This window comes from Planktotalea sp. (assembly GCF_039984035.1).
GTDB lineage: Bacteria > Pseudomonadota > Alphaproteobacteria > Rhodobacterales > Rhodobacteraceae > Planktotalea.
In genome coordinates, this window is sequence record NZ_JBDWVM010000458.1 from 20,729 (window position 1) to 30,798 (window position 10,070).

At 52.8% G+C, this 10,070-nt stretch carries 12 protein-coding genes; 10 read left to right on the top strand and 2 right to left on the bottom strand.

Going from position 1 to position 10,070, the window contains the following annotated elements; genetic code table 11:
* Positions 1 to 8 precede the first annotated feature (8 nt).
* On the bottom strand, positions 9 to 659 hold the full coding sequence (locus tag ABJQ89_RS20335; protein ID WP_348497977.1) for a glutathione S-transferase family protein: 651 nt from the start codon (positions 657 to 659) through the stop codon (positions 9 to 11).
* A gap of 106 nt (positions 660 to 765) precedes the next feature.
* On the opposite strand from ABJQ89_RS20335, the gene ABJQ89_RS20340 reads away from it, so the two are divergent.
* The 9 genes from ABJQ89_RS20340 (at position 766) to ABJQ89_RS20380 (ending at position 8,558) form a co-directional block, all read left to right on the top strand.
* Entirely contained in the window at positions 766 to 1,464 is a 699-nt protein-coding gene (locus ABJQ89_RS20340) for a TetR/AcrR family transcriptional regulator (protein ID WP_348497978.1), read from the top strand.
* 125 nt (positions 1,465 to 1,589) lie between these two features.
* The gene (locus ABJQ89_RS20345) at positions 1,590 to 2,114 is read left to right on the top strand and encodes a peroxiredoxin-like family protein (protein ID WP_348497979.1); all 525 of its coding nucleotides are present in this window, start codon (positions 1,590 to 1,592) and stop codon (positions 2,112 to 2,114) included.
* A 193-nt stretch (positions 2,115 to 2,307) separates the two neighbouring features.
* Entirely contained in the window at positions 2,308 to 2,784 is a 477-nt protein-coding gene (locus ABJQ89_RS20350; protein ID WP_348497980.1) for an OsmC family protein, read from the top strand.
* A gap of 47 nt (positions 2,785 to 2,831) precedes the next feature.
* Entirely contained in the window at positions 2,832 to 3,722 is an 891-nt protein-coding gene (locus ABJQ89_RS20355; protein WP_348497981.1) for an AEC family transporter, read from the top strand.
* Positions 3,715 to 4,662 carry a TRAP transporter substrate-binding protein gene (locus ABJQ89_RS20360; RefSeq protein WP_348497982.1) on the top strand — a complete coding sequence of 316 codons (948 nt, stop codon included), beginning with the start codon at positions 3,715 to 3,717 and terminating at the stop codon, positions 4,660 to 4,662. Before ABJQ89_RS20355 ends, ABJQ89_RS20360 begins: the two co-directional genes overlap by 8 nt.
* Positions 4,659 to 5,165: a tripartite tricarboxylate transporter TctB family protein gene (locus ABJQ89_RS20365; protein WP_348497983.1), complete on the top strand. Its 507-nt coding sequence runs from the start codon at positions 4,659 to 4,661 to the stop codon at positions 5,163 to 5,165. Before ABJQ89_RS20360 ends, ABJQ89_RS20365 begins: the two co-directional genes overlap by 4 nt.
* A gap of 39 nt (positions 5,166 to 5,204) precedes the next feature.
* Positions 5,205 to 6,683: a tripartite tricarboxylate transporter permease gene (locus ABJQ89_RS20370; protein ID WP_348497984.1), complete on the top strand. Its 1,479-nt coding sequence runs from the start codon at positions 5,205 to 5,207 to the stop codon at positions 6,681 to 6,683.
* A gap of 83 nt (positions 6,684 to 6,766) precedes the next feature.
* Positions 6,767 to 7,735, top strand: coding sequence for a tripartite tricarboxylate transporter substrate binding protein (locus tag ABJQ89_RS20375; protein ID WP_348497985.1), 969 nt, complete (start codon positions 6,767 to 6,769; stop codon positions 7,733 to 7,735).
* A 70-nt stretch (positions 7,736 to 7,805) separates the two neighbouring features.
* A complete protein-coding gene (locus ABJQ89_RS20380; protein WP_348497986.1) occupies positions 7,806 to 8,558 on the top strand; it encodes a hypothetical protein in 753 nt (250 codons plus the stop codon).
* A 29-nt stretch (positions 8,559 to 8,587) separates the two neighbouring features.
* Here the strand turns inward: ABJQ89_RS20380 and ABJQ89_RS20385 are convergent, their stop codons facing one another.
* Positions 8,588 to 9,643, bottom strand: a complete 1,056-nt coding sequence (locus tag ABJQ89_RS20385) for an Ldh family oxidoreductase (RefSeq protein ID WP_348497987.1) — start codon at positions 9,641 to 9,643, stop codon at positions 8,588 to 8,590.
* Positions 9,644 to 9,686: 43 nt separating this feature from the next.
* Here ABJQ89_RS20385 and ABJQ89_RS20390 point away from each other — a divergent pair.
* On the top strand, positions 9,687 to 10,070 hold a 384-nt coding region (locus tag ABJQ89_RS20390), incomplete at its 3' end, for a cupin domain-containing protein (protein WP_348497988.1).

Sequence of the window (10,070 nt, forward strand, 5' to 3'; positions counted from 1 at the left end):
AACGCTATTTAGTCAACACCTCGCAGTGAGCTGTAATCTACCATGACTGTGTCGTGGTAGGTTTTTCTTTGGGTGAGCGTTTCATAATACCGCTCGATATTTGGCAAAGACGGACGTTCGATATCCATCGTGAAAAACCGATAGAGACATGATCCCGTTGGAATATCACCAAGGCTGAGCCGATCGCCGCAGATGAATTCGCGATCAGCCAACGCCGCATCAAAAATTTCGAGAGCACGACAGAGCCCATCCAAAGCCGCCGAACGGCTTTTGGCATCTCGTTGCGACGGTGGCAGTCGCACAGCTTGATAAAAGAGCGCAATGAAGTTTGCGTAAACGTTGTTTTGAAACCATTCCATCCACATGTCAGCCTGGCCTTGCGCCTTTGCGTTGGATGGATCGAACATATCAGCGCGGCCATATGCCTGTCCCAGATATCGGCAAATTGCGTTGGATTCCCACAAGACCAGATCACCATCGATCAAAGTCGGAACTCGGCGGTTCGGGTTGAGCGCGATATAGGCAGGATCATTCAAACCACCGAAAGCGCCGCCAGCATCGATACGTTCACAAGGCAAATCCAATTCTGCGATCACCCAAGCGGCCTTTTGCACATTGACCGAGGTTGCGCGCCCCCAAAGCTTGATCCCCTGATGCATTGTTGCTCCCTGCCCTCAGTAAATGTTATCAGTTGATAACAAAACTGTGTAAGCTATATGGAATGGCAAGTAAATTACTGCAAACAGAATGGGCGCGACCGACACAATGACTGATTTGACTCATCTGGTTGAAACAGATGCCGAGCCAAAAAAAGCTCGGCGCGCCACAACAGAGCAACGCGCCCGCGATATCGTTGCCGCCGCGGCTGAACATTTTTCGGAAGTCGGCTTTGCGGGCAGCACGCGCGAAATCGCCAAGCGCGTTGGCGTGACCCAGCCCCTATTGTATCGGTATTTCCCGACCAAAGACGACTTGATCGAAGCAGTTTATAAAACCGTTTATCTTGAGCGTTGGAATCCTGCTTGGGATGAAGCTCTCAAAGATCGCAATCGCACAACGCGCGAACGGTTCGAGACCTTTTATCGCGATTACGTCGAAACGACGTTCACGCCTATCCCTTTGCGATTGTCCTATTATGCCGGTCTGCGCGATGCGGAGATTAATCAGTGGTATAACCATCTGATAGAAGAGTTGATCTTAAAGCAGCTGGTGCGCGAGCATCGAGTCGAATTGGGCATGCCAGACGAAGCCTACGTCAGCGCGGCAGCCTTGGAGCCCGCGTGGCAGATACATGGCGGTCTAATGCACTACGGCTGGCGTAAACATATTCTCAAGCTGCGCGTCGCCCCTGATATCGAGCAGGTCATCTCTGACAACCTCGATATGTACTTCTGCATCGCGGAAAATACATACCGCCGCGAAGCGCATATTACCGAAACTGATATAGCCCATGATGAGAACTGATTTCACACTTGCGTAGGCATCGTTAGTGTAAAGGAAGTTCTATACAGCGACATCGACCGGCAGGTATCCGGCAGATGAAACACACCGCAAACACTTGATTTTAAAACCAAAAAGGACTTCAGACTATGAGCATGAAATTGATGCCAGAGGCACAAGCACCAGCGCTTAAACTCCCACTGGTCGGTGGTGGCACTTTCGATCTGTCACAAGAAACCCCTGAAAACTTCACCATGGTTCTGTTCTATCGTGGCTATCACTGCCCGGTTTGCAAAAACTACATCGGCGGTTTGGCAAAATTGCTCGCTGATTTCGAAGCTGCGGGTTTCTCAGTCGTTGTTGCGTCAATGAATGACAAGGCGTTGGCAGAAAAAGCAGCCGAAGAATGGGATGTGGGCAATCTGCGCGTCGCTTACGATCTCACAATGGAAGATGCCAAGAATTGGGGCCTTTGGATTTCCAAAGCCTTCAAAGATGTTGAAGCTGATTTCTTCACAGAGCCAGGTCTGTTCTGGATCAAGCCTGATGGCTCTCTCTATCTCGCGGATATTTCAAATATGCCTTGGGCACGCCCGGACCTTGGAAACTTGCTCAGCAAGGTGAGCTACGCTCTTGAACATAATTACCCAGCGCGCGGCACCTACACGCCGTAAGCACAAAAGTACCATCTCCCTGAACTAAAGCCGCCCCTCGTTTTGGGCGGCTTTTTTTGTTTTTGACGCCAATTCAGAGCCGTTTGCAGAGAATCGATATTATTAAAATCGATACCAAGCATCAAAAAGCATCGTTAGCTCTGCCCTCTTAGAAATGCATACTCAAACCAAGACATTCGTTTGGGAGGGCGTAATGGCAGTTAAAGAAAAACCGATCTGGAAGTTTAAGATCAATGGCCAGCAAGAAACGTCAACAAAGTCGACGGCATCTGCCCGCACTCAAAAAGTTATAATCGATGAACCTGTTCAACGCGGCGGAACAGATTTGGGACCAATGCCCGTTGAATATGTATTCATGGGGCTGTCAGGCTGCACGCACGTCATTTCCAACAAACTAGCTAAAGCAAACGGTATCGAATTTCGTGATATGGACATCGAAATTGAGGTCATGATGGACAGCCATGGGACCCGTTTGATCAATCCGATCGACATCCCGTTTCCTGAAGTGGATATTCACATCACGGCCAACTACGATGGTCCGCGCGAAGGTGCGATGGCGGTCGTTGAAAAGCTTGGCGCGCATTGCGCAGTGTCCAAAATGCTTCGCGAAAGCGGGACTCGCGTTACAGAACATTGGATCTTGAATGGTGAAGAGATTGCTGAGGGATGACCTTGGCATGCGGTATCTTTCGTCCGATATTGATCTAGACTGCAAAGATGTCAGAGCTTGCCAATATCCTCGGGCCGGTCGCCATCATCACTTTGATTGGCTACCTGCTCGAACGGCTAAAGGTCGGACTCGACACGCACACGATTGGCGCGATGGTTTTGCTGGTCGCAACGCCGTCCCTGATCTTTCACACGCTCGTTTCAATGGACGTGGATACGAAAACGCTCGGGACGATGGCCTTCGCGGCTCTACTCGCGATGAGCGCTTCGGCCGTTTTCGGCATGTTGGTTCTTTTGCTTTCCGGCGCGTCGTTACGCGCCTTTCTGCCCAGCCTCGTCTTTCCGAATTCAGGCAATATGGGCCTCGCACTGGTGCTCCTTACCTTTGGAAATGAAGGTATGAAATTAGGGATTTCGTATTTCTTTATGGTCTCAATCGTTCAACATTCAATCGGGTTTTCCATTGCAATTGGAAAGTTTGATCTGCGCTATCTCGCGCGCCAGCCGCTGTTGTATTCAGTCGCGCTGGTTTTGATTGTGACGCGCTTTGATGTTGCTGTTCCAGAAATCGTGATGACCACGACCCAAATGCTCGGTGGCGTGATGATCCCCTGCATGTTGATCCTACTCGGCGCCTCGCTAGCAAGCTTGAAGGTCTCAGACCTTGGACCAGCGCTTGGCATCGGTTTTGCGCGGCTCATCTTTGGCATCACATCGGCGCTCTTGGCGATCTGGTTGCTCGATCTCAACGGCATGGCCGCTGGGACGGTCTTTTTGCTGGCAACAATGCCCACCGCCATCGTCAACCATATCTACGCAAGCCGTTATGGTAATCACGGCACCGCTGTTTCAGGCGCTGTTGCCGTTTCCACGTTCCTAACGTTCTTGTGTCTACCTGCCCTCATCACTGCTGCTTTGTGGATTTCGAACAATGGGTGAGCGCATTACATTTGGCGGCTACCAGCCCGAAACATCTGTACACACCAAAGCGGTGCATTGTTTTGCAGACGCGTTGGCTCGCATCACTGATGGCGCAGTCACTGTCGACTTTACCCCGAACATCTCAGATGACGGCCATCAAGCGGCAGACCTGTTCGATATGGTCGAGCGCGATGACATCGACGGGTTTTATTTCTCGTCCAGTTATCTCACCGCGCGCGTGCCAGCGTTGATCCTGTTCGATCAACACTTCGCTGTGCCCAATCGCGCGCAGGCCTATGCCCTGCTAGATGGGCCCGTAGGCCAACGTATGGCCGAAGAGGTCGCTGCAAACACAGGATATATCGTGTTCGACTATTGGGACAACGGTTTACGCCATATCTCAACGAGCGGCACAGCGCTGACAACGCCTAGCGACTGTGTGGGACTTAGTCTACGCACATTGCCCAGCCCACAGCATCAACGCATCTTCGCATCCTTGGGTTTCGACCCACAGATCGTCGATGTCAGCGCCTTGCAAAACGCAGTCAAAACAGGGCGCATCGACGCTCAGGAAAACCCGCTCACCAATACCTTTAATTTCGGCCTCCACGATACCCATCGCACCATCACGTTAACAGGCCATCTGCTTGGTGTAGCAATGGTGATGTTTAATAAAAGCGCCGTCGCGCGCTGGTCGCCAGAGGTGAAAGCTGCGGTTCAAGACGCCTTAGAAGAAGCTGGGACACTACAGCGGCAATTGGCACAACAAGAAGATGCGCGCTGCATGGAGCAGATGAAAAAGCAGGGCGTCACGTTTGTGACGCTCACCGAAATGGAACGCACAGCTTTTGCAAACGCCACCAAGAAAGAGGTCGATGCGACGCGAACCGCGCTCAGCGGAGAACTCGTCGCGTTGTTTGAAAGCGAATTGACAGCACAACATGGAGAGCAGCTATGAACAGTAGCTTTATAAGAAAACCTGAAAACATGTTCGCACTTGTGTGCCTCGTGTTTAGCACGCTTGGTTTTGTGTTCATGGGTGCTCTCGTCGCCAAACCAAAGGTTCTGTTTGGCCAATCGCTCACCGCAATCACGCCGTCGATCTTTCCAAGTATCATCCTTGGTTTGTTGGCTTTGCTGTGCTTAGCGCATTTGATCATCGCCAAACGCAATTTCGTTCCCAGCAATGAGCAAGGCATCATCGGGATTGGGCGGGGCGCGGTCTTTTTCTCGATCATGACCGTCTATGGCCTCGTTCTTGTGCCGCTCGGATTCATCATATCGTCTTCGATCACAATCGCAGTGTTGTCTTGGTACACAGGAAATCGCTCCAAGCTACAGATCGCTCTTATTGCGATACTCGCTCCGATCTTTCTTTACCTCAGCGCGACGCGTCTTTTGGCAGTCTACTTGCCAGAACTCGACGTCATCGAACTCGCAATTTCTCGGCTCTTGGGATGAACGACATGCACTTTAATAACCACTCTTTGAGGGCTCCTAATGTTTGACTTATTTACAGAAGGCTTCGCAATGGCGATGCGGGTCGACACATTCTTGATCATGGCCGTTGGTCTGTTTTGTGGAATGCTTGTAGGCGCTCTTCCTGGCTTCACAACCTTGATGGCGATGGCGATTTTGCTGCCGATTTCCTTCTTTCTCGAGCCGCTGGTAGGCATTCCCTTCCTCCTCGGCATCTACAAAGGCGGCATTTTTGGCGGCAGTATCCCTGCTATTCTGGTGTCCATGCCTGGCACAGGCGCGGCAGTTGCGACATCGCGAGATGGTTATCAACTGACCCAACAAGGCAAGTCGCGCAAAGCGCTCGATATGGCGCTGTTTTCCTCAGTGTTCGGCGACACGGCCAGCGACATCTTCACGATGCTCATGATCTTCCCAATCGCTTTGCTTGTGATGCAGTTTGGCCCCCCTGAAGTATTCTCTGTGCTCTTGATGAGCCTTATCATCATCGCGGCGACATCTGGGTCCAACATTATCAAAACCTTTATCATGATGATGCTCGGCTTGTGGCTGGCGCAGATCGGCACGGATCCCTTGGGCGGTGTTGAACGCTTTACGTTCGGTCTGTTTGATCTTCGCTCTGGCATCCCGCTGCTGCCAATGCTGATCGGTGTTTTCGCCATCCCAGAAGTCGCAAAAGTTGTGATGGAAAATACCAAAGCGCGCCAATTGGCGTCGGTCATGGGCGAACGCTTGTCCTTTGCTGAATTCCGCCGCTGTTTCAAAACGATTTGCCGATCCACAGTGATTGGGACTGGCATCGGTACGATCCCGGGCCTCGGACAGGTCGTCGCTGCAATGATGGGCTATTCCGCTGCTAAGAATGCCTCAGACACCCCTGAGAACTTCGGCAAAGGTGAGATCGAAGGCGTCGCCGCAGCAGAGGCCGCCAACAACGCAGTAAACGGGCCAACGATGGTCCCGCTCCTGACACTCGGCATTCCGGGCGACAACGTCACGGCTATTTTGCTTGGCGCCTTTGTCGCGCAAGGATTGCGCCCCGGCCCCCAGCTTTTTGAAGAGCAAGGCGCGACCGTGTTCGCAATCCTGATCGCCATGGTTTTTGCCAACCTGATGTTCTTGATTATCGGATACCTGTCCATTCCGGTGTTCTCACGCTTGGTCACAATCAAGGTGTCCGTACTGATCCCGCTGGTCATTATGTTCGCTTTTGCAGGCACATATGTATTCCGTTCTGACAGCATCGACCTGCTGATGTTGGTGATTTTCGGTATTTTCGGTATCCTCGCCAAGAGCGCAAAGTTCGATGTGATGCCTATGGTCATGGGCTTTATCCTCGGGCCACCTCTTGAATACGCCTTTGGCCAAACCGTGGCCCTGTCCAACGGAAACTTTGTCGGGTTTTTCCTGACCGAACGTTGGGGCGCAATGATGGTTCTGATTATGAGCCCGCTGATTGGCTACTACCTCTGGCAACGCCTGAGAAAGTCGACAGCCTAATAATTCAAGGAAACGACGCGGCTGAAAAGGCATCCAGCAGCCGCGTTCGTCAAGACAAACGAGATGCAAAATGGGAGAGAAATATGTTTGTTAAGTCACTAAAAACCGCTGGCAAATTGCTTGCCTTCACCGGGGCGGCCTTTGCTGCGTCTTTAGGCACAGCGCAAGCTGAGTACCCAGAAAAGCCAATTACTTTGGTTATTCCTTTCGGTGCGGGCGGTAGCCACGATTTGAATTCACGCGTTGTGACATCGATTATTCCAACCTACCTCAACCAAGCGATGATTGTTCGCCTGACGCCGGGTGCCGGTGGTCAAAAAGGATCTCAGGAAGTCGCGAGCTCCGAAGCGGATGGATACACATTGTTGTTCTCGCACAACTACCTCGACATGCTGAAACCACACGTCGACAACCTGCCCTACAACGCGATGGAAGACTTCATTCCAATCGCGCGTGTGAACTACGCACCTATCGCAGTAATCGTAAATGCGGACAGCCCGTTCCAGACGTTTGAAGACATGATCAAAGCATCCGAAGCAGAGCCACGCAGCGTGTCTATGGCGCACTCAGGTAACTGGGGTGCTCTCTTTGTGCCAGCGGCTCAGATCATGAAGTCACGCGGTGTTCAGCTCAACCTCGTTCCTTATGAGGGCGGTGGACCGGCGACACAGGCGATGCTGTCAGGCGATGCAGATGTGACAATGGGTTTCCCATCCGTGATCGGTCCCCTACTTGAAGCCGGCAAAATTCGCGTTCTTGCAACGTCCGGCCCTGAGCGCATCTATGACGACGTGCCAACACTGTCAGAATCTGGCGTCGAGGGCGACATCGGCTTCATGCACCGCGTTGTTCTTGCACCAGCAGGTACACCTGACGACGTTGTCGCGAAACTTGAAGCTGCCTTCACAGCGCTTCAGGAAGACAAAACATACAAGCGCCTGATGGGCCGTTTGGGTGAGAATGTCGATCTGATGCTCGGTGATGAGTACCAAGCACTGCGCGAAGCACAAAGCGTCGCCTACAAAGAGCTTGTTGACGCGATCACGCAATAACATCTTGTCGTCAGGGCCAGCCTTGCATGGCCCTGACGCTTCCTTTTTTTCACACACAGGTCTGTAGATAATGCCAGATAGATTTGGTCCACGCGGCGTGATTGCTGTCGCTATTCCCCAGCAAAACTCCAACATGCAGCCAGAATATGAGGCCATGCGCCCAGACGGCGTGACGCACCAAATGTATCGTTTCAACATTGCTGAGCAGCACGTCGTACCAGAAGCCGTGCTTGCGACGCTGCCGCAGGTCCATGGGTGTTGGCCGGATATGGTCATTTGCTCTAATTCTTTAGAAATGCGTTGGTGGTCACCTGAGCGCCAAGCGCTTTACCGCCAGCAGATCCGTGACGCCCTAGAGTCGGACGTCCCCGCCATCAATGCCACCGACGCAACAGTTGCTGCGCTCAAAGCTTCTGGCGCGAAAAAGGTTGGGTCTATTTCCCCGATGACCGAAGACATGTCCAAAAGCGTAACCGCCTATTACGGCGCGCATGGCATCGAAATCATAGAGGCCACATGGCTAGAGGTCGCCACCTCAAAACGCATTATTGACGTGCCGCCCGAAGATATCATCGCCGCATTTGAACGCGTTGCAACGGAAGACGTCGATACGATCCTTCATGTTGGCGGCGCGCTTGGTGTCGTTGATATGATCGACGAATTGGAGGAACGGCTTGGCAAAACAATCATTTCTTCAAATGCCGCAACCTATTGGTACGCTCTGCGCATGATGGGCATTGATGATCCATTGGACCGTGGTGGTCGAATTACGCGTATGGCGCTGCCTGATGATCTTCGAACACCTGTGCTCCCCAACGCATAATGATCCAAGCGCGCTCCATACCCTCGCGTCTAAAGCGGCCTGATGTCGAGCGCCGCCGCCAGCGTATCAAGTTCCGCTTTCAGTGCGGCCGCAATTGGAATGCCGCTTGCTGCGCGCTCCGCTCTGATCGCATCCATGCGTTCACCCGGGATGCGAATTTCCTCGACGCCCGGCAGACGCGGCGAAGATTTCATTTCATCCCACAGCTGATCGATGCCCGCGCGAAAGACTTCAGGGTCAGCGAAGGCCTTAATGTCGAGCGCAATGATGAATTGACCCGTGTTCGTCTTGGTCGTCGCGTCGGCATTGAAGTCCACGACATTGCGCCCGAATGCCGCGCCGTTCAATGTGCCCGCCAGTATACCAAAGATCAGTGCAAGCCCGTATCCTTTTGGCCCACCTATCGGCAGCAAAAACCCCTCAGAGGACTTTTGCGGATCGGTCAACGCTTGGCCCAATTTATCAATCATCCACCCCTCGGGCATGGTTTCGCCGCGCTGTTTGGCCGTCTTCACCTTGCCATAAGCCGCGACGGTCGTCGCCATATCCAAGACAATTGGCGGGTTCTTTCCCGACGGCAGTGCAACGGCGATCGGGTTGGTGCCCAGCAATTGCTCTGTACCGCCCCAAGGCGGCATATGGTTCGCGCTCGCCACAGCCACATAAAGCCCGATCATGTCCTTCTTGAGCGGCATCATCGCATAAAGCGACGCGGGCCCCGCGTGGTTGGAATTGCGCACGCCAACCCAAGCAACGCCTGTGGTTTCCGCCTTCTTCATCGCCAACTCGGTGGCATGTTGCATCACCAGATGCCCCAGCCCGTTATCACCATCAACAAGCGCAGTTGCCGCGCGGTCTTCAAGCGTTTTGAAGACTGGCGAAGGGTTCATGCCGCCCGCCTGCAAACGTTTGATATATTGCGACATTCGAAAGACGCCATGACCGTCTTGCCCAATCAAATCCGCTTGGGACATCAGTTGAGCGACCTTGCCCGCATCGTGATCAGACAACCCGCTGGCCGCAAAGCCGCGTTTGATAAAATCCTGCAAATCAGCATGGCTCACGATGTGTGGGGCGTCGGACAATTTATCGTCTCCTTGAAAAAATCTATGGCCTTTGAGGTAAGCAATGCACAAAAATCCTAACAAGTCCAAAGGTCTCGTCGTCGAATATGGCGCTATCAATCCGTTTAGCCGCGGCGATGGGGTCACAACGCGTTTGATGGTCGGCAAGGGCAACGCTGAGGATGCTCCCTTCACCACAGGGACCACCATTTTCCCCGCTGGATGTGCAGCTCCTTTGCACTCGCACAATTGCTCTGAGCAGGTGACTATTCTTGAGGGGCGCGCCGAAGTGATGATCGATGGCGACATCCAAAATCTAGCATCGATGGACAGCACGTTTATCCCCGCCAACTTGCCCCACTATTTTCGCAATATCGGCGACGGCCCGCTGACTATTTTCTGGATATATGGCGCACGCGATGTGACCCGCACGTTTACCGAAACCGGT

Excerpts from the sequence above, each read along its gene's own strand:
- ABJQ89_RS20360 (WP_348497982.1), top strand. The coding sequence starts at position 3,715 with ATGGGTGAGCGCATTACATTTGGCGGCTACCAGCCCGAAACATCTGTA.
- ABJQ89_RS20370 (WP_348497984.1), top strand. The coding sequence starts at position 5,205 with ATGTTTGACTTATTTACAGAAGGCTTCGCAATGGCGATGCGGGTCGAC.
- ABJQ89_RS20365 (WP_348497983.1), top strand. The coding sequence starts at position 4,659 with ATGAACAGTAGCTTTATAAGAAAACCTGAAAACATGTTCGCACTTGTG.
- ABJQ89_RS20380 (WP_348497986.1), top strand. The coding sequence starts at position 7,806 with ATGCCAGATAGATTTGGTCCACGCGGCGTGATTGCTGTCGCTATTCCC.
- ABJQ89_RS20345 (WP_348497979.1), top strand. The coding sequence starts at position 1,590 with ATGAGCATGAAATTGATGCCAGAGGCACAAGCACCAGCGCTTAAACTC.
- ABJQ89_RS20350 (WP_348497980.1), top strand. The coding sequence starts at position 2,308 with ATGGCAGTTAAAGAAAAACCGATCTGGAAGTTTAAGATCAATGGCCAG.
- ABJQ89_RS20375 (WP_348497985.1), top strand. The coding sequence starts at position 6,767 with ATGTTTGTTAAGTCACTAAAAACCGCTGGCAAATTGCTTGCCTTCACC.
- ABJQ89_RS20335 (WP_348497977.1), bottom strand. The coding sequence starts at position 659 with ATGCATCAGGGGATCAAGCTTTGGGGGCGCGCAACCTCGGTCAATGTG.
- ABJQ89_RS20340 (WP_348497978.1), top strand. The coding sequence starts at position 766 with ATGACTGATTTGACTCATCTGGTTGAAACAGATGCCGAGCCAAAAAAA.
- ABJQ89_RS20355 (WP_348497981.1), top strand. The coding sequence starts at position 2,832 with ATGTCAGAGCTTGCCAATATCCTCGGGCCGGTCGCCATCATCACTTTG.